This window comes from Candidatus Equadaptatus faecalis (assembly GCA_018065065.1).
Taxonomy (GTDB): domain Bacteria; phylum Synergistota; class Synergistia; order Synergistales; family Synergistaceae; genus Equadaptatus; species Equadaptatus faecalis.
The window spans coordinates 1-19,686 of record JAGHTZ010000060.1; the positions used below are offsets into that span (position 1 = coordinate 1).

Annotated in this window: 19 protein-coding genes; all 19 read right to left on the reverse strand. The window is 48.6% G+C overall.

Features of this window, described 5'->3' with window-relative positions; all coding sequences use genetic code 11:
- Positions 1–939 precede the first annotated feature (939 nt).
- Positions 940–3,513: a hypothetical protein gene (locus KBS54_04880; GenBank protein MBQ0055463.1), complete on the reverse strand. Its 2,574-nt coding sequence runs from the start codon at positions 3,511–3,513 to the stop codon at positions 940–942.
- 417 nt (positions 3,514–3,930) lie between these two features.
- A complete protein-coding gene (locus tag KBS54_04885; GenBank protein ID MBQ0055464.1) occupies positions 3,931–5,388 on the reverse strand; it encodes a hypothetical protein in 1,458 nt (485 codons plus the stop codon).
- Between the two features lie 125 nt (positions 5,389–5,513).
- Entirely contained in the window at positions 5,514–5,981 is a 468-nt protein-coding gene (locus tag KBS54_04890) for an ethanolamine utilization protein EutQ (GenBank protein ID MBQ0055465.1), read from the reverse strand.
- Between the two features lie 24 nt (positions 5,982–6,005).
- Entirely contained in the window at positions 6,006–7,271 is a 1,266-nt protein-coding gene (locus tag KBS54_04895) for an ethanolamine utilization protein EutH (protein ID MBQ0055466.1), read from the reverse strand.
- 24 nt (positions 7,272–7,295) lie between these two features.
- Complete coding sequence (locus tag KBS54_04900; protein ID MBQ0055467.1) at positions 7,296–7,835, reverse strand: BMC domain-containing protein; 540 nt, start codon at positions 7,833–7,835, stop codon at positions 7,296–7,298.
- Between the two features lie 6 nt (positions 7,836–7,841).
- Positions 7,842–9,203 carry an SLBB domain-containing protein gene (locus tag KBS54_04905; GenBank protein MBQ0055468.1) on the reverse strand — a complete coding sequence of 454 codons (1,362 nt, stop codon included), beginning with the start codon at positions 9,201–9,203 and terminating at the stop codon, positions 7,842–7,844.
- A gap of 15 nt (positions 9,204–9,218) precedes the next feature.
- Positions 9,219–9,500 carry a EutN/CcmL family microcompartment protein gene (locus KBS54_04910; GenBank protein ID MBQ0055469.1) on the reverse strand — a complete coding sequence of 94 codons (282 nt, stop codon included), beginning with the start codon at positions 9,498–9,500 and terminating at the stop codon, positions 9,219–9,221.
- 3 nt (positions 9,501–9,503) lie between these two features.
- On the reverse strand, positions 9,504–9,800 hold the full coding sequence (locus KBS54_04915; GenBank protein MBQ0055470.1) for a hypothetical protein: 297 nt from the start codon (positions 9,798–9,800) through the stop codon (positions 9,504–9,506).
- Positions 9,801–10,649 (reverse strand): ethanolamine utilization protein EutJ, encoded by an 849-nt coding sequence (gene eutJ, locus KBS54_04920; GenBank protein MBQ0055471.1) that lies wholly within the window; start codon positions 10,647–10,649, stop codon positions 9,801–9,803.
- Between the two features lie 21 nt (positions 10,650–10,670).
- Positions 10,671–11,285 carry a phosphate propanoyltransferase gene (gene pduL, locus KBS54_04925; protein MBQ0055472.1) on the reverse strand — a complete coding sequence of 205 codons (615 nt, stop codon included), beginning with the start codon at positions 11,283–11,285 and terminating at the stop codon, positions 10,671–10,673.
- A gap of 18 nt (positions 11,286–11,303) precedes the next feature.
- Positions 11,304–12,161: an ATP-binding protein gene (locus KBS54_04930; protein MBQ0055473.1), complete on the reverse strand. Its 858-nt coding sequence runs from the start codon at positions 12,159–12,161 to the stop codon at positions 11,304–11,306.
- Between the two features lie 27 nt (positions 12,162–12,188).
- Complete coding sequence (locus KBS54_04935; GenBank protein MBQ0055474.1) at positions 12,189–12,482, reverse strand: BMC domain-containing protein; 294 nt, start codon at positions 12,480–12,482, stop codon at positions 12,189–12,191.
- 41 nt (positions 12,483–12,523) lie between these two features.
- Positions 12,524–12,811 carry a BMC domain-containing protein gene (locus tag KBS54_04940; protein MBQ0055475.1) on the reverse strand — a complete coding sequence of 96 codons (288 nt, stop codon included), beginning with the start codon at positions 12,809–12,811 and terminating at the stop codon, positions 12,524–12,526.
- A gap of 31 nt (positions 12,812–12,842) precedes the next feature.
- Positions 12,843–14,339 carry an acetaldehyde dehydrogenase (acetylating) gene (locus tag KBS54_04945; GenBank protein ID MBQ0055476.1) on the reverse strand — a complete coding sequence of 499 codons (1,497 nt, stop codon included), beginning with the start codon at positions 14,337–14,339 and terminating at the stop codon, positions 12,843–12,845.
- A gap of 192 nt (positions 14,340–14,531) precedes the next feature.
- On the reverse strand, positions 14,532–15,188 hold the full coding sequence (gene eutL, locus KBS54_04950; GenBank protein MBQ0055477.1) for an ethanolamine utilization microcompartment protein EutL: 657 nt from the start codon (positions 15,186–15,188) through the stop codon (positions 14,532–14,534).
- Between the two features lie 18 nt (positions 15,189–15,206).
- On the reverse strand, positions 15,207–16,103 hold the full coding sequence (gene eutC, locus KBS54_04955; protein MBQ0055478.1) for an ethanolamine ammonia-lyase subunit EutC: 897 nt from the start codon (positions 16,101–16,103) through the stop codon (positions 15,207–15,209).
- An 18-nt stretch (positions 16,104–16,121) separates the two neighbouring features.
- A complete protein-coding gene (locus tag KBS54_04960; protein ID MBQ0055479.1) occupies positions 16,122–17,492 on the reverse strand; it encodes an ethanolamine ammonia-lyase subunit EutB in 1,371 nt (456 codons plus the stop codon).
- A gap of 32 nt (positions 17,493–17,524) precedes the next feature.
- Complete coding sequence (gene eutA, locus KBS54_04965) at positions 17,525–18,961, reverse strand: ethanolamine ammonia-lyase reactivating factor EutA (protein ID MBQ0055480.1); 1,437 nt, start codon at positions 18,959–18,961, stop codon at positions 17,525–17,527.
- 288 nt (positions 18,962–19,249) lie between these two features.
- Positions 19,250–19,558, reverse strand: a complete 309-nt coding sequence (locus KBS54_04970; GenBank protein MBQ0055481.1) for a hypothetical protein — start codon at positions 19,556–19,558, stop codon at positions 19,250–19,252.
- Positions 19,559–19,686 lie beyond the last annotated feature (128 nt).

Below are 19,686 nucleotides of genomic sequence, written 5' to 3' on the forward strand. Positions count from 1 at the left end.
ACTTTACGGCCTATTGACACAGTTTTGCAATAAAAAAGCAAAAAAAAATGATTTCTTTTGGATTTCTTTTTCATTTTTTTGTTTTTTATTTTCGAATAGGCTCTGAACGCAGTCCTTATCAGCATTTCCCGTTATCCTGTTACAAATTCCTTATTTAGTGTCACACTTTTGCAAATATGACATAAAGCATTGATATTACTATGTTTTTCAGCAGTTCTTCGTTCTGCGTTCATAGTTCTTCGTTTCCCCTTCGCGGCATGTTACAAATTTCTTATTCAGTGAACATTATAGTACAGAGAGTGACGGGTAACAAAATTGTTTTTTTAATTCTGTTCCGGCTCGGGGGTTTTGAAACGTTGGGATGGCTTAGCAGAGCATGCACTTCCTTTCGTTTCCTGCTAAAGCTTCCGGGTTTTGTCACTTTTACGCATTACGTGGTGCGGCTCCAAACGGAGGTAAGCCCGTTGCTTTTCAGCTAAAGCTCTGTAACACTTCGGTAACGGCACGCTTAGCGGCGCGGGTTTCAGGGCTGAGACACGAGGCCAATGCTTTCGGGAAGGAGGCAGGGAAAGCAAGAGCCCTGCAGCTTCGGACAGAAAACGAACGGACGGCGCAAGCGACATCTGCGCCCAGCCCAGTAGGAAGTAATCCGGAGTTTTTGGCGCAAGCCAAAACGCTATACGCTGCAGGCTATATGCTATAAGCAAAACCGTTAAAATCTTTTCAAACAAGCGGTTTGCAGCTTAAAGCTTATGTTTAACATGCCCAAAAGCAATTTTGGGCAAATTAAAAACGGCTTGGGATTTTACTAAAATTTTCCCAAGCCGTTTTGTTGCTGACTGTTCACATCTATTTCTGCGTTTTCTTTCTACAGCCGAATTTCAACTGCGCTGCACAGAAATTTCAAACTGCAAACGCCAAACTAATTCTTCATTTTGCTTACTTTTTCACGCGGTCTTCCATTCTTCCTGCTGGTCTAGCATCGTCAAGGCTCTTTGCAACAAACGGATATTTGCTGTACGGCATATATGCTCCGCGGTATTCAAAATCATAATCAACGCCTGCCCAAACTCCGCCTTTCCAGTAATGAAACAGTACGTGACCGCCAAAACTCAGTAAGTTGTTTCTGTACCAAGCATAATCCCATATTGAATCGTACTTGTGATTGTGATGCTGCAGACTTGCGTAGACAATTCTGTAATCATCGCCCATGCTGGTCATTTTCTTGGTATTGTTGCTTTCGTCAGGAGAATACATAACAAGTCTGAAGAAATGTGCGCCGCGATGCCAGCCTCCGGTATACCCTTTATAGCCTTGGTTTATGTCTTCATTTACAACAGCGCTTTCAGGATACGTTTTATAACCGTAATCTCCCCAGCCGTCTGCATACCACCAGTTTTTACGCTGGTCAATAAGTTTGCACCAGAAATAGTAGCGGTCAATAACAGCCTGCATTTCACCAAGCATATTCTGCGCTTCCCTGACATTGCTGTCAATATTGCTTATCATTTCGCTTTCGTCTGCAATACTGTTGATTCTCCTCTGAAACTCAGTGTATTTACCTGTAAATTTCTGTTTTTCGTAACTGGCGAAAATGTCGTTATCCAAACCGTCTATAACATTGCTGCGTGCCTGCATGGACCAGAGCAGATTATACAGTCTGCCTTCTTTTGCGAAATAGTCTTTTGACGCTGGCATGGCGGCAGGGAACCTGTCTGTAAGCGTTGAAATGTGTTTGAAATGGCAGTTGATAACCGCCATGTTTGAAACGTTGACGCCTTTCATGTAGGCATTAACGTTCTCAACAATATTACTAACCATTTCCGCGCCACCATTTCCACTCTTCGGCTTGGGAAGAGGTATATCTTCGCCGCCCACAAGGTTGCAGCTGTATTTTATCCGTGTTCTGCCAAGCGCCTGCGTAAGCTTGTTTTTGAACTCATTGTCCAACTTAACCGGACCTATTGTTCCCTGCAGCACATTCTGTATTGTGGTAATATCCTGTTTGTTGCTGGCAGTAATCGAAAGTGTGGCAACACACTGAGCGCCAATCTGACAGCCGGCAAGATAATAATCGCCATATTCTCTGCGGAACGCTGCTTTACCGGCGCTTGTATCTTTGTTAAGAGCCTTTTCTGCATCTGCTGTCAGTTTAACATTTGTTCCGTCAAGATACTCATTTGAAACTCTCGTGTATTTAATCCTCAGCGTTGTTGTAGTTTCGCTGAATTTGGTGCTGTTTGCCCATGAATGTTTATCGGAAATTTTAAGCGGCGTTTTGCCTACCGTTGTATCAATTCCGAAAGAAGTTGTATTGGAAACTTCTTTTTCAAGCTGGGCATCAGTATTGATAAATTCCAGTGTCGTGGAACCCTTGAAACCGCCCGTATATTTGCTCTTGTCAGGCGCCGTCATTGAAGCGACAGTTTTTTCGCCTGTTGCTGAACGCGGTCCGAACACAGCATTCAAACCTTTTCCGAGATTGCTCATGCCAAAGCCGTCAATAAACGGCATACCATACAACTCTCGCGTCATTGTCGCAGCGTCAAGAAAAGTCCCGTTACCAGAGTTCGCGTTATTGTTTGCAGACTGTCCGAGATAATCCATGACAACATCTTCCGGCGTGATATATTCCTCTGTCCCGTCATCATATTTCCACTCTATGATATTTTCTTTCATTTTAGGTTTGCCGTCAGCAACTTCTCCTGTGAGGAAGGGTTGCAGCAGGTTGATAACCTTCACAAAATCCTCGGGCGTATACTCTTCGTTCCAAACATCGTCAAGACAGTTACCATCCGTATCGTTGAACATAATAAAACTGAATTTTTCGTCCGGCTTGTCATCTTGATTTTCCTCACCGTAGGCGTCTGCTTTACGCACTTTCAGCACGTAGATTCCGCTCTTTTTCGGAGTAAATCTAACAGTGGTTATTGAGTCTGTACCAAATTCTTTTACCTCACACTCAAGCGATGTGTCCTCAAGCGGAATAATTTCCGATGGGTCAGCCTTTTGTACAGGATCTTCGTCTGTGCCTTCCTGCTCATCTTCACCCGGAGTTACAGGAGTCATCTCAGCATACGGCAGAACAGTTATATCCGCTGCAAACGGCAGCGCTTGACCGAGAGAATAGTCCGGCGCCATAAAGAACGCACACACCGGCTTTCCTGCCTCGGCTTTGAAAAGGAAATATTTCACAGCCTCACCGGCTTTGCATTCCGCCGCCTTAAACGTGCCTTCTCCTCCGCACGGCAGACTTACGGCAAGCGTCTTGGCATCAACATCTTCAAGCGTATCAAGCTCGTTTGCTTTCTGATATGCCCATTTATTCCTGTCTGCCGGATAATTGTCAAGGACATCAGGAACACCGTCTTTGTCCTGGTCGTAGGCGAGGATAAGACCTTTGCTCGACGAGGACGAGGACGAGCCGTCGCACCCTCCGGCGAATATCACCGCCGAGAACAGGGCGATTACCGCGAAGAACGCTAAAAACTTTGATTTTGCTGCTGTCTTCATATTACAGCCTCCTTTGATTTGCGTTTGTCCGAAACCCCGCCGCTGTGGCACAAAAAGGCTGAGGCTTTTTGCAAACCGCTTCTAAACAGGTATTATCACCCCCCCTGACATTTGTCAAGGGTTTCAGGAATTTTTTCCCAATTTTTTGATTTTATTGATTTTAGCCCGTTTTTAAGTATTTTTGCCGATATTTCACGCCGCGGGGGTTGTTTCCGTTGGTTACAGAATACAGCGACCCGTTTTTTATCGTGACTGTAAATTAAAATCATCTGTTCTGTGAATTATTTTGTCCGCTCTTATTATGACCGTTATTAAGCTCTTGCGCAGTTATAAAGTACCGTTTCAATTCAGGCAACAGGTTTGTAAGAAAAAGCAGACTCCGTCAGGAGCCTGCTTTTAAGAGCAAATACTGTTGTATTAGCGTGTTTTGTAACCGGCAAATGCAGGTTTGTCGCCTACGCCGTCGCCTTTGAAGTTTTTGCCTTTAAGTTTCGTGTTGTTGTTGATGAGATCTTTGATTGACATACCGCCTTCAAGCATTCCAAGCCATTTGTTGCCTTTATCGCTGAGAAGGGTTGCTTTGTCTTTTCCAAGACGCTGTACTTCCGGTTTTGCCCAAAGGTAACCGCCGTTTTCGTTGCGTCCCTGGAGGCAGTAACGCGTGTCACCCATTGCAACCGCTTTGGCGAGGTTTATGCGATGCTTATTCTGCCAAAGAGCTGCCGCCGCGACAAGAGCCGCGTCATCGCTGCGTGTTCTGTTGAGGATGAGGACAACTTTGGTGTCTTTAAATTCTGTGCAGAAGTTAAAGTCGCCCTGTGAGTCCATTCCGCAAAGAATCGGTCCCTGTCCGTTGTATTTCGGCGCAATGCGTTTGAGGATTGTCAACGACTTGCCAAGACCTTCTGTCTGCGGGTTTTTGTCATAGTCATAAACGTTGGTATATTTGCCGTTGACGATTTTGTTGTTCATACCGACAACGCCGGTGCAATAGATTCCGAAGATACCGTTATTGGCGGCTGCTTTGATAATTTGCTCCGTTGATGCTGTGTCAACCCAAACGTCGATACCGTTTGCGAGGAGGCACATGTAAAGTTCCTGAAGTTCCGGTGAAACCGTTATGCCCTGGTTGTAACCGATTGTAAGCTGTCCTGCGGTGTTTCCGGGATAGTTTGCGGGGCTCGTCCATTTGCATTTCTTCCAGAATGATTTGTCCGCTATGCTTTTTGCATTGTGGTAGCGGTATGATTCTTCTGAAAGTGCCGTTACTTCATCAGGTGTCATACCTGTGAAGAGGTATGTAACCCACGGATATGAAATTGACGTGCTTGTCATTTCGCCGATTGCGTCATAGAGCCAGCGGGTTTTTGTCGCAAATTCTTTCCAGTCGTCTGTTGCCTGCCATTCAGCCATTTTCGCAACTTTTGCAGGTGTCGGGCAGACATAGCCTTTTGCATAGAGTTTTGCGTATGCCTTTGCCGCGTCTGTTGCTGCCTGTCTGATTGTCGCGTTGCCAAGGTCGCCGCCTACAGGTTTGTCGAGAACTTCTGTCGGAATTCCCGTGAGAAGAACTTCAAGCATCTGTTCCGGTTTCGCGCCAAGACGAAGTCTTTCGAGCTGATATATTGTTGTCTGCTCAAAGACGTCGAGGATTGCTGTCGTATTGTCCCAGTCAAATGCTGCGTACGGTTTACGGTCTGCCTTGTAATTCGGGCTGGCTTTTCCGTATGTTGTGAGCATTTCGTTGATGACTGCTTTTGTGTTGGGTTCCCATGCGCTGCTCTGGAGGAGCACAGGCTTGAACGCGAATGCCGACGATGCGAAGAGTGTTGCGATTACTGCTGCGAGTACTGCGATTTTGGTGATTCTCTTCATTACTTTCGCCCCCGTAAAAAGGATTTGAATTTCAGTTCCTATATTTTACCATCTTTTTGATTTATGCAACACATTTCATAAAAAAATGCGGCGCTTTTTGCGCCGCATTTTATCCCGACAAGAATTTAAAGCAGGTCAGCCCAGTTCGCCGGATAGGTTACGTATGCGTAGCGTACCTTGTCAGGCGTCTGGAAGTGAATGTGCGTGTTCTTCGGTATGAAGATCATGTCGCCGGGGTGCCCCGTGACTATATGTCCGTCTGTTTCTATCTGGAGCGTGCCTTCAAGAACGATGTCATATTCGTCATAGGTCAGTGTCCATTCAAGCGCCGCATGGTCAAGTTCCATATAGCCAGGTCCCATGTTGGGCGATTCGTCAAGCGTTGTGACGTCTTTGAGAGATACTCCGTCAACCTCAAAACGCTCTGTTTTTACGGTGTCGCCTTTAATCACCAGGACGCCGCTGGGAGCTTTTTTCTTGACAAAGTCGCCCGGGATTGTCTGCAGTGTCGCGTTCTCTCCCGCTGCAGCTCCGAGTTTTTCAACAAGCGCCTGTTTGATTATTTCGCGGATTACCTGTTCGCTTACGTTCATTTTTGTCTCCCCTTCAGTTCAGAGCTATTTGCTGCCCGTAACTTTGCTGATAAGTTTTTCAGAAAGGAGCCATGCAAGAATGAGCGCCGTAATACCTGCTACAAGTTTGCCGACAACCATCGGGAAAATCATTTCAGGGCAGACACCGCCCGCAAAGCCAAGGTGGTCGCCGAAAACAAATGCCGCTGAAACAAAGAAGGCAATATTGAGAAGTTTACCCTGCGGGTTCATATCACCAAGCATGTTGATTGTGGCAACGTTGTTGGCAAGTGTTGCGACAAGACCTGCTGAGCCTGTTTCATCCATTCCAAGCGCGCTTCCGACTTTGTTGAGTGCTTTACCGAATGTCTTTTTGATCCACGCAACCATGGGGAACGCACCGATGAGAACAATCGCAATCTGTCCGCAGACGAGAAGTCCGCTTTCCAGAGGGCAAAGCGCTTCGCCTTCAGGTGCTTCAACCATAAGGTTGAAAAGCGGGAATTTAATGCCGGTAATATACTCAAATACTGCGATTGCGCTTACTATGGTAATAAGAACCATAATTGCATTACCGAATTTGTTAAATCCGCTGATCATTTTGTCCGTTGCAAACCAAAGACCAATGCAAACTGCCGCTGCAACAATAATAACCGGAATAAGGTTGACAAGTATCGCGCCGAGCGGCATTTTGTACTGTGTCATGTTCATGCAGAGACCGCCGGCAATGCAGCCGAGAGGTATCGTTATGAGTCCGCAAAGTACGCCTGCGCCAAGGAATCCTTTGTCTTCAGCTTTAATAACTGAAAGAGCGATAGGAATGGTGAAAACGATTGTCGGTCCCATCATACCGCCGAGGATAAGTCCTGCAAAGTTGCCGACAGCCTCGTTGCCTGCACCTGCAAGCTGCATCGCCATCGGATAACCGCCCATGTCGCATGCCAGAAGTGTTGTAGCAAACATCGCCGGACTTGCGCCTACCATTTTATAAATAGGAGCAATGATCGGTTCGAGGAGTATTTTAAGGACAGGGGCAGCGGCGACTACGCCCGCCATTGCAACTGCCAATGCTCCCATAGCCATAAATCCTTCGTCAAACTGTTTGGCATAGATAAAGTTATTTTCGTCTTCTTTAACTTCTGCCGGTGCAGAGCTGAGCGTGAGACGAATTTTGTCTATTGCGCCGACAAGCATGAATATCATCATGATAAACATGATAATTCCATTGATTGAAAGACCTGACCACCATGCCTGGAAAGATTCCGTAAATACGGACGTGTTTGAAAGATTTCTTATAAGTTCATCAAACATGTTCTGTACCTTCCTTTGTGTTTTTTAGAGCAGCGTTTCAAAGAGGCGTTTATCAGGACGCGGAATTACGACCGAATGGACGAAAAGATCCGAGCTGTTGCTTGCCGCTTCTATTGATGCTCTTACTGCTCCGACATCGCCCGTAAGCGTTACGAAGCCTTTGCCTCCGATTGCAAAACCGGTACGGATTTCAATAAGTTTGACCCGCGCCGCTTTTGCGGCAATATCGCCTCCGTTAATGGCAGAAGCAACCGAGTAGTATTCAAGAACGCCTACAGCCTGAAGCTCCGTTACCTGCGTAGTCATTGAGACCGCAGGAATGAGGTCAGGATGCACCTGAGGAATCAGCAGAGTGTCCACAAGTGTTTCTCCTGCTCTCAGGATGCCTTCTTTCATAGACGCTCTGACGTCGCCTACGTCGCCGCCAACAAGAACGATATATTTACCGGGGCAGATAGTGCATGCGCGGAGCAGTTCAACCTTTGACGCCTTAATCATGAAATCGCAGGTTTCAATGCCCATTGCGATGCTGTTAAGTTCTACCATACCAATAGCATTGTTCATCTGGTTTTACTTCCTCCCCTCGGACGAGATGACGGCGCCTTTTGCGTCGACCGATTTGACCACTCCGGCAAAGCCGGTATGGATATTCGTGGAGAGTGCGCCCTCCGCGGCAGCCGCTATAAGCTGACCTTTTTCAACCTTGTCTCCGGCTTTTACAACCGGCTGGGCAGGTTTACCGATATGCTGACTGAACGGCACGAATACGCTCTTCGGAGTGTAGTCGATAAATTCGTCGTGCGCGTGTCTTCCGTAGTATTTGTTCAGACCGAGACGCGCGACAAGTCTCGAAGTGGCGATGCGCTTGTGATTGATTGTCGGAAGCGCGTGCGGCTCCTGATTCTTGGGCATATCAAGTCCTCTTTCGCGAAGCTTGACTTTGAAATATCCGTTGGCTTTTCTCGGCGAGAGGTTCATCGGGCAGGCGAACATTTCGCACACTCCGCAGTCGCAGCAGTTAAGTGCCGAACCGAAGCAGCGTACAAATTCCTCGTCATCCGTAATTGAATTTTCTCTCCAGAAATTACGCATTACCAAATGCGGCAGGATTTTGTGGCCTGTCTGGTAACGCGGGCACATGTCCGTGCAGAATCTGCACTGGATGCATGAGCTTTTCGCCATGTGGCGAATTCCTTCGATTGGTTTAAGAGCACGGCTGATAAGGTAGTGGTCTTTCGGAAGAACAATTATATTGCCTGTCGTTTTGGTAACGACGGTGTTTTTAATGTCGTCTCCGACAACCACTTTGCCCATCATAGGTCCGCCCATGATTATCGCGTATTCTCCCCATTCGAGAAGAGGACCTGCCTGGTTAATGCACTCTACAACCGATGTTCCGAGAGGAACACGAAGCATTGTTGTTTCTTTGACTTCGCCGACAACTGAGAGGAATTTGTCGCAAACAGGCTGTCCCTTCATTGCATAATGGAGATTCAGCATTGTTCCGACGTTGTCCACAACAGCGCCGACCTGAAGCGGAAGTCCGCGCTCCGGCACGCTGCGGCCCGTAACGAACTGAACCATTGTCTGTTCGTCGCCCGCAGGATAAAACGCGGGCATTCCGCAGATTTCTATTTTTGCGCCGGCGCGTTTGATTGCCGCCTGAAGTGATTCGATTTCAGCCTTGTAGATGGCCTTAATGGCGATGACAATTTTCTGTGCCTGAAGATGTGCTGCAGTCTGAACGACAGCGTCGATCATCTCGTCAGCATATTTGCGGCATATAAATTTGTCCGTCTCAATAAGAGGCTCGCACTCCGCAGCGTTAATAATAAAATATTCCGCTTTGGCATTGAGCTTGACATGAGTAGGGAAACCCGCGCCACCAGCACCGACTATTCCGGCTGATTTTACTGTTTCTATAAAATCCATGTCTGCCACTCTTTCTTAGATTGCCTTTGTGTCAATATCAAAATCATCAACGATACCGACGACAGAGGCATCTATTGGATTTGAGGTATTCCCGCTAGCGCTTCTTGCGGAACTGCCGCTGACATATATAACAGTTTCGCCGACACCAGCACCTATTATGTCAATCGCTACCATCGGGGCGTCATCCAATGAATTGTCTATTACGTTGATCGGCTGCAGTATGAGCAGTTTGAACGGCGCAAGCCTTTCTTCTTTTCTCGTTGCCCATATATTGCCGAGAACCTTGGCAATTTTCATTGATTATCCCCTGACAACTTCTATACGATTCTTTGCGGCGTATTCGCGCGCAAGATCCGTAACGATTGTATTTTCGCAGATGTTGATGCGTTTTGCTCCGGCAACTGCCGCTTCCCTGACGTCACGCTCAGAAATAACGCGTTTTTTGAACGTTTTTTCAATTACAGGGACTGACGCTTCGCAGCAGCAGGCTGCAGCAGGCTGAGGAACGTTGGCATTACACGACTTTTTTGATTCAAGTTCCTGAAGCTTGAGCAAAACTCTTCTCAGGACTTCCTGAACCAAGGCTTCGTAATCCATTTAGTATTCCTCCTCTGTTTCGTTATCAAGTATGCAGTTTGCAGCTATTCCGGCGGGCGTAACCAGGAATGGATCAGCAGGCTTAATCGTTTCAATGCCAGTTACCTTTTTAAAGACTTTTTCAATGTCCGTCAGACACGAGGTGCCTCCGCAAAGGTATATTGTATCCGTTGCCGACGGGTCAATATGACGAATTACTATTGACGCCATTTTTTCAATAACCGGACGGATAATAGGCATTATTTCCTTGTGTCTTGCGTAATCCATTTTGATTGCCTCCGCCTCGTCGATAGAGATTCGCTGATTTCCTGCGAGTACAAGAGTTACATGAGTTCCGCCGGTAGGTTCGTCGTATATCTGCGTAACCTTTCCGTCCTTGAATATTGCAAGACCGGTAGTTCCGCCGCCTATATCAACTACGACACCGTTTTCGATGTTGTAAATTGAGTTGGCAGCTGTCGGTTCGTCAAGTACGTTTGTTACGCGCAGCCCTGCGCCTTCCGCAACGTATCTGTGAGTGCGGGCGCTGCTTTCGGTACCTGCCGGCATAGCGATTGCACACTGATTGAGCTCCGTGCCTATGCGCTCTTCAAGTTTCTGCCTGAGCGCACGGCTTATGTTAAGAGCTCCCGTGTAATCTACGACGACACCGTCACGCAGTACGCTTGCCGCCTGTTTTTCACACGCGACAGGATTGTTCTCTTCATCAAGGACAACCATAACAATGTAGGCGGTGCCAAGGTCAAGCCCGACTTTGTAACGCGGATTTTTCTTTTTGGGCAGAAAAACCTGCGTTTCCGAGGCTGCGACCTTTTTCATGTAGCTGTTGACTCTTTTCAGGTCAAGCATTGCAACTCTCTCCGAATCTGCTTATGCAATTATTTTGCCCAGCACAAAACCCTGGACATTTGCAGCATTGGCTTCGTCAAAGTCGATGTGCATACGGTATTTCGAGGTTTCCGTTACGCGAAGCACAACGTCTTTGAATATAACAGGACGGTCCGTGAGCGTTTCAACACAGACAATCTGTTTGTCCTTCCAGCCGTGACGCGCCGCAACTTCCGGCGTGACGTGGACATGGCGTTTTGCGCAGATTACGCCTTTGGGTATCGTGATGGAGCCTTTCGGTCCCTCTATCGTAACCTGCCCGCTGTTTTCGAGCTGACCCGAAAGTCTGAGCGGTGCTTCAACGCCGAGTGTCACTGCATCGCTGCGCGACAGCTCGACCTGAGTTTCGGAACGCGCCGGACCAAGCAGGGCAACTCTTGTGAATTTGCCTTTGGGTCCGATAAGATTGACTCTCTGATCCGCAAGGAACTGCCCCGGCTGCGAGAGCGGGCGTTTGGGAATCATTTCGACTCCGTCGCCGAAAAGACGAGCCATATCCGTTTTGCTCAGGTGTACGTGTCTCGCCGACACTTCAATGATGACAAGTGCCGCTTTATCAATGGCTTTAAGGACGTGATCAACTATTGCATCCTGCATGACACTTAACCACCTTTACTATTTCTTGTATTCGTCTGCCAGATACATGCACATCATAATATGCATGACGCTGGAGAGTCTGTTGAGAGTCTCAACAATGTCCCTGCGTTCATAAACAGTCTGTCTTCTGAACGCGCGGACTGCCGCGACCTCAGTTTCCCGCACTGCGGTGCGAAGCTCATTCAGCAGCGCATAAACTTTGCCGAAAGAATAATCGGGCAAAACCATCTGCTTAATTGAGTAGAATTTCATCGGGTTATGCGATCTCTCGCGTATTTCTTCGTGCGTAAGACCAATGATGCGGTCGTTGACGAACGGTTCGTCAAGTACGTCGCAGCGCATTATCTCGCGCAGAACGCCGAGTACGTCGTTAAGATCGTCGATAAGCCTTTTGCTTCCGCTGCCTTCCGCAATTATCGCCTGTGTCAGAACGAAATGCGACTGAAGGCTGTCGAGCCTGCCCCTGAAATATATACGAAGATGATCCTTCGGAACCAGTTTGTTCCCAACAAGCTGAGTCATGTGCTCAGGCTTTTCAGGGAAGAAAGCTCCGCTTGTGTAATCTACGTACTTCGGGACGCAGGTCTGTCCGGAAGCCGGTGCAACGGCGCGTGCAAGCTGCTGTTTTTTTGCGTCCTCCTCGCCGAATTCGTTTTTGAATTCTGTTGAGGATGAAGCGCTTGAAGCCACGCTCACCGCTTTTTCAGGTTTAAAATTAAACCTTGTGTGCACCGAGTTTTCTACTATTTCAATTTTGCGCTGGCGAAGGTATTCACGTGCTGCAGGCGAAAGTATCTTGCCCTCCGGAACCTGATAAGATTCCGGCTGTGAGGCTCTCAACTGATCGCGCAGTATTGCTTCTGTGATTGCCTTCAAAGAGGTTCACTCCCCTCTTAAAGCGTGTTACGCCTGTTTGTCGAGGCTGGGAAGTATATACTCTACCTCTTCGTGCGGACGCGGAATGACGTGGACGGAAATAAGTTCTCCGACTCTTTCTGCCGCTGCCGCGCCTGCATCTGTGGCTGCCTTAACCGCGCCGACGTCTCCGCGGACCATAACCGTGACGTAAGCTCCGCCGACGTGGACCTTGCCGATAAGCGTTACGTTTGCGGCTTTGACCATGGCATCAGCTGCTTCGATTGATCCGATAAGACCTTTTGTTTCGATCATACCAAGGGCTTTTGTATCCTGTAACATAATTTAGTCCCTCCCGGAACGAAAATTTTGAAAAGAAACGATTAATCCTTGTCGAGGTGCGGAAGGATGTATTCGACTTCTTCGTGCGGGCGCGGAATGACGTGGACGGAAATAAGTTCTCCGACTCTTTCTGCCGCTGCCGCGCCTGCGTCTGTGGCTGCCTTAACCGCGCCGACGTCTCCGCGAACCATGACTGTGACATAGGCTCCGCCAACGTGGACTTTGCCGATAAGGGTAACGTTTGCGGCTTTGACCATGGCATCAGCTGCTTCGATTGATCCGATAAGACCTTTTGTTTCAATCATACCAAGAGCTATTGTATCCTGCATTTAAATTTCCTCCTTACTGTTATAGTTGTAACTACGCGCTGAGTCTTTCAAGAATTTTCTTGACTATCGCGTCGATGTCTGCTTCGCCGAGTCCTGCGGCGCTTCCGCATGAAACCGGTGCCGGAGCTGCGCAGCAGCCCTGTGCCTGGGCAACTGCAGCCTGAATATCTTCAAGCTCCATTTTGCCTACCGCGACGTAGCGTCTGTCGAGAAGCTGCATCGGTCCGACGTTTTCCGACGTTGCGCTGCCGCCGATTGCTCCGCAGCCAAGCGTAAGTGCCGGCATAAGACCTGTTGAAGCTCCGATTCCGCCGAACGTTGACGGTGAGTTGACAACGATACGCGATGCAGGAATTCTTGCCGCAAAGTACTTGACAATGTCGTTGTCCTTCGTGTGAAGCGACATTGTGTGGCCGGCGCCTTCGTAGTGGAGAAGGTCAACGCAGTGTTCGCATACTTTGACGTAGTTCTCCGCATGGAAGAAACCGAGTATCGTGCTGAGTTTTTCGTTTGAATACGGATGACCGCGGCCGATTCCCTGGTCAACCGCGACGATAACGCGCGTATCGGCAGGAATCGTTATTCCGGCGAGGTTGGCAACAGTCTGCGGGTCCTTGCCGACGATCTGCGGGTTCATCGTTCCGTTTCCGCGAAGGATGAATTTGCTGAGTTTGTCTCTCTGTTCATCCGTGAGGAAATAGAATTTCTGGCGTTTCATTTCAGCCTGTACCGCGTCAACCATATCGTCGTCGCAGATGACTGACTGTTCTGAAGCGCAGATTGTACCGTTGTCAAACGTCTTTGAATCAACAATGCGTTTGACCGCGAGAGGGATATCAGCCGTGCGTTCGATGTAGGACGGACCGTTTCCGGGGCCGACACCGATTGCCGGGGTACCTGACGAATAAGCCGCGCGAACCATCGCAGAACCGCCCGTTGCAAGAATCATTGCCGTGTCGGGATGGCTCATGAGGATATTCGTTGCCTGACGCGTCGGTATTGAAATCGTTGAAACGAGGTTTTCGTTGCCGCCGGCTTCGGCGATTGCCTGACGGATAACCTTGACGGCTTCGTCAATGCAGTGCTGTGCGCTCGGGTGCGGCGAGAAAACTATCGCGTTTCCTGATTTGATTGAAATTTCTGCTTTGTAGAAGCAGGTTGACGTCGGGTTCGTTGACGGAACGATACCGGCGATAACTCCGAGAGGTACTGCGTAGCAGGTAAGACCGAGTTTTTCGTCGTGTCCGATTTCACCGATCGTCTTCATGTCCTTAATATAGTCCCAAACAAATTTGCTTGCGAATATATTTTTGATTGTTTTGTGTTCAGCTCTGCCAAAGCCTGTTTCTTCCTGTGCGAGAGCGCCGAGGCGTACTGCGTTTCTTACGCCGGCGTCTGCTATGGCTTTGACTATTCTGTCAACATATTCCTGGCTCTTTGTCGCCAGTTCCTGCTGTGCCGCTTTGGCTGCGCTCAGAAGAGTACGTACTTCCTGAACGGAGAGCAGGTCCTTGTCGTAAAGCTGCAAGACAATTCCTCCTGTCTTTTATTTGCAAATCACTCGGATTTGCACCGTGCGGACTGTGTGTCCGCAGCACAAACTTCGCTGCTCTTTTCAGGCTGTCTGCTTTTTACGGAAGTGCCTAACAACGGCAAATCCCTTTCAAGCATCTTGAATACCGACGGATCGGTATTTGCGATAACAGCCATCAAATCAGGACTACTGAAGAACTACAGGGTTGTCCGAGCAGTATTCGACAGCTGCCGCGAATGCTTCGCACGCGGCTTTGCAGGCTGACTGCGTTCCGGTCATAAGAGCGCCGCCGAAGTTTGTCTCTGAAGGAGGACCGTAGAGTACGCAAAGGCTGACTTCTGCCGCTTTAAGAGCAGCATCGATTCCGTAGATTGATTCGAGCGGTGCAGCGATAACGTATGCAAGAGCTTCGCCTTCTGCAATGCCCGCGCCTGCTGAGAGGTAGGAACCTGTACGTGAAATCGTGTACGCGTAGTATGAGTTGGAGTCGTCGTCGTTTGCTGAAACGAAGTGGCAGACGTTCTCAACCATGTTCACGCATGCTTTAAGTCCGGCTTTGCATTCCGCAGGGTTCGGTCCGGCGAGGATACCGATAATTTCACCTGCATATTTCTGCGTTGCGTTCGGTGCGCCCGCGTAGCAGCTTTTTGCATAGACGACTTTAACGTCTGCGGCTTTGGTGGCTTCGTCAAGAGCCGTGTAGGTAACATCATCGCAGTCCGACGTGATCAGTGCGAGTGATCTCTGATCAGGCGTAAGACCGAGTTCTTTTGCGAGTTCTGCATTAACGTTAGGGATGATTTTTGTTGCAAGCACTTTCGCCGGCAATGGATCTCTCTTCATAATGTAACCCCTCCTGAATTAGAGTTTAAGGTCTGTGCCGCTGGCTTTTGCATCCAGCATCTTTTTGATGATTTCAGCGATGTGGGCACCTGCTTCAACAGGCGGGGTGCCGGCGTCGTGAATGTTTGAAACAACCGTACGTCTTGACTCAGGCATACCGACCGTACCTTTGTAGGTGATGTATGCTGACATTGAGTTTGCCGTAATGAGTCCCGGGCGTTCTCCGATAAGCACGCAGGTAACGGTTGCACCGGTAAGTTCCGTAATCTGGTCCATAACGCCTACGCGTCCGTATTCGACGAAGAACGGCGTTCCGACTTCGATGCCGAAGCTCTGAAGTCCCTGGATGATTGCGGGCATTACGTCGGCGACGTTTGCCTTAACTGCGGCTGAGCTGAGTCCGTCTGAAACGTAAAGCTGAACCGTGGGGTTCTTTTTGCATTTCTCTCTGACAGCGGCGACACCTTCGTCGCTGAGCTGGCGGCCAAGATCAGGTCTCGTCAGATAGGTATCTTTGTCAGCGCATTTCGTCTGTACTGAGAAAAGATTCATCTGGTTGATAAAATCGTGGTCAACCGGTGAGAAAACCGCGTCCTGCGCTGCCGAGTGAGCTGCTCTGAATTCAAGCATCGGGAGCGTAAGATAGCGGGGGCCTGCTTTGCCTATGCCAAGACGCGCCGGCGAGTGGTTTTTAAGTTCCTGATAACCGACTTTGTCGACAGGGTTCTTGACAAGATACTGCGTGTGAAGGTCAATCTGAGTAACGTCAGGAATCATACCGGGGTCAACAGTTGTCTGCGCGGCTGATACTGACTGAACCGACGCGGGGGCAGAGGTCTGTCCGGCAGGCGCGTTCACGTTCATTTCTCCGAGTACCTGTTCAATGATTGCTTTAAGTTCGTTCTGGTCTATCATTGTCTTCGTCCCTCCCCGCTACTTTTTAAGAAAGACTGAGGCGTCGCCTGCGAGGTCAGTAAGATGTCCGTTCTCTGAGAAGCCCATCTTTTCCATCCACGCATCGAATTCCGCTGTCGGACGGAGACCGAACGTTTCACGGAGTGACTGTGCTTCATGGTAGCCGGTGCACTGGTACATAAGCATGCAGTCGTCGCCCTGCGGAACGCCCATAACGTAGTTGCAGCCTGCAGCCACGAGAAGCGTTGCGAGGTTTTCAATATCGTTCTGGTCTGCTTTCATGTGGTTCGTGTAGCATGCGTCGCAGCCCATCGGGATACCTGAAAGTTTGCCCATGAAATGGTCTTCGAGGCCGGCGCGCGTAACCTGTTTTGAGTCGTAGAGATATTCAGGTCCTATAAATCCGACAACCGTGTTGACGATAAACGGATGATAGTGTCTTCCGAAACCGTAGCAGCGGGCTTCCATCGTGACCTGGTCCCAGCCGTTGTGGGCTTCTGATGAAAGTTCCGAGCCCTGGCCGGTTTCAAAGTACATAACGTTGGGGCCTGTGCCTGTGCCTCTGTGAAGAAGCATGTCTTCGCCTTCCGTAAGCATTTCAGGCGTAAGTCCGAATGCTTCGTTGCCCTTCTGTGAACCTGCGATTGACTGGAACATAAGGCTCATCGGCGCGTTGAAACGCGCGACTGCTTCCGTCTGCGTTGTAACGTGGGCAAGAACGGAATACTGCGTCGGAATTTCCCATTTGTTGACGAATTCGTCAAACATTTTGAGAAGGCGCGCTACGCTTTCAACCGTGTCGTCAACAGGGTTGAGACCAAGGACTGCGTCGCCGCAGCCAAGGCTGAAGCCTTCCATAAGGGATGCCATGATACCCTTAGGATCGTCTGTCGTGTGGTTCGGCTGGAGACGTGACGAGAACGTTCCGGGCAGACCGATTGTCGTGTTGCAGTGGGCCGTTACACGGATTTTTGACGCTCCGTACACAAGGTCAAGGTTGCTCATCAGTTTGCAGACTGCCGCAACACATTCGCTCGTGAGACCCTTTGAGGCGCGTTTGATCATATCGCCTGTCGTGTGTTCGTCAAGCAACCACTCTCTGAACTCTGCAACCGTCATGTTCTTAAATTCGCTGAAGATTGTCTCGTTGATATCATCCTGAATGATACGCGTTACAGAGTCCTCTTCATACGGAACTGCCGGGGTATTACGAATTTCATTCATCGTAATATTTGAAAGAACGACCTTAGCGGCTACTCTTTCCTCGGCTGACGCCGCAGCGATTCCAGCAAGTTTGTCACCAGACTTTTCTTCGTTGGCTTTGGCCATTACTTCGCAAATATTCTTAAACTCGTAGTTATGACCAAACAACTGTGTCTTGAGTTTCATGCTGTCTTCTCACCTCTCTAAAAATTTTTTGATTAAGAGTTGAAAACCAACGTCTTAATCACGATGGGCAGGACGTGCCCACCAAAAACCGGTTCGCCAATATCAATGTAATCCCCGCTCCGTGTTCTGATTCCGTCAATACAAATTACGGCTTTCGAATGTTTGAGCAAAACGTTCAGCGCGTGGCCCAGCGCCTTGCCTATATCATTTTCAACCACCAGTATCAACGGGTACGGACTTGAAATCACCTCCTCGGCTCCTTTAGTTACAGCTTCTGCCAAATTCTGAAGCTCTGCAAACTTTCTGAATTTCCATCCTCCGAAAGAAACGGCTATCTGTTCCAGATTTCCGTCCGGCTTAAACAAAGCAATCTGCGACCGGATAGACTCCGTTATCTTTTCAAAACTCTCCTCATCCTGCTCCGCAATCTTAAGAACAGGAATATTCTTTATCGGAAGCTGCCCGTCGGCATAGGAAATTGTGCTGCCGCTGATTGAAGTCGTGTGGACACCGGCGCCGACAACCGTAGCGCGTATCGTCTCCAAAGGCTTCACTATTCTTACCTTCTTGAAATACGGACATTCCTTAATGGCGTCGGCAAGCAGAACGCCGATATCGCCGAACTTGAAAACGTCGTTTCCGATAGAATTCCTTGAATAATACGCTTCGGCAACCCCGCCTGAGAACGTCAGGCACTTAATCGGCGGAACGGAAGCAGGGAAGCCCTTGCCGTCGTTCGTGTAAATCCACTGCGGGGCAGGAGCTTCGCCGAGCCCGAGCCCCTCCGCGATAAGATTTGCCATAAGCGCGCAGACCTTGCGAAGCGAAATAACATCGGCGGTATCGCCAACGTTAATGTGAATACCGTTATCCTCTGCCAGTTTTTTAATCTTGGTGTAAATATAGGAAATCCTGCCGTTCTCTATCTTGATAAGACGGCCGCCCACGTCAAGACAGTTGACGCCCTTCAGCTGACCGAAATCGTAAATGGCGCAGTTCGTGGTGCCGCCGCCGATATCGGCATTGGCATAAACCGTGCGCTCTTCCTTTGACATAACGTCAATACCCGCGCCGCGCGCTGAAAGCACCGACTCCAAATCGGGACCCGCCGTGGCAACGACGAAATCCCCAGCCATCTCCGAAAGCGCGTTAAGCACCTCGTTGGCATTTGCCTTGCGGGCTGTCTCGCCGGTGATAATGACTGCCCCGCTTGTAACCATATCCGGCTGCATCCTTGCCGCCGCATACTCGTCGCGGACAATCTTCTTGACGGCTTCAGCGTCAATCTCCGTAAGGGAACGGAGCGGCGTAAAATAAATCTTGCTCCTGTATATTATCTCGGTATCAACAATTTCAATTCTGGGAAGAACATACTCGCTTGACTGATTTTCAATCGTAAGCTTGCTGAAAATCAGCTGAGTTGTTGAAGTTCCGATATCGATACCTACGCTTGTGATGATTTCCTTCATTGGTACAGTCCCCCAAATTTACCGCTGATACTACAAAAACTGTTGGCGGAACTGCATCGTTCGGCTAATTTCCTCCGGGCAAATGCTCCGTCGCAAAGCCCGCGTCGTCTATAATTTAGCGTATTATAACACAACAAAACCAAACGGGCAAATATTTTTCACGCAAAATTTTTAAGCAAACGAAAATTCCACAGCATAAATATTTTATAAACTCTTGTCTATTATTTTTATATTTTATAAATCTTAGTACACTTGTTAAATTGCCGTTTTTTCCGTATTTACAATGCTTTATGCCATTTTTCGCCTTTTTGCAAAGACAAAAAGCTTCAGATTTCCCAGGTTCAACACGACAAACTTTAATTTGAGGGTTGTTTTTTGGGCTCTGAAAAGCCCCCTTAATAGGTAGAGGGACATGTTAATTTTTTGAAAGCGGAACGGCAGAAAAACACGACGAATTGTTGTAAATACTGCACTTTTGGAACTTTTAACGGATTTTTCGTTCGTAACCCGCAACTCAAAAAACGCTGCAACTTCTTCTTTTAAGTATCTTGGGAAAACGCAGACGCCGCAAGGCTTCGCAATGACAGATGTTTCCATTTTTTGTCATTTTTTCAAGATATTTAAATAGAGGGGGTTGACGATTTTTCGTCGGGCATGGCTTTTCTGAAACAGTTGTATGACCTGCCGAGGTCTGCGTTTGCGGCTGTTTCTCGGCAGAGAAGCTG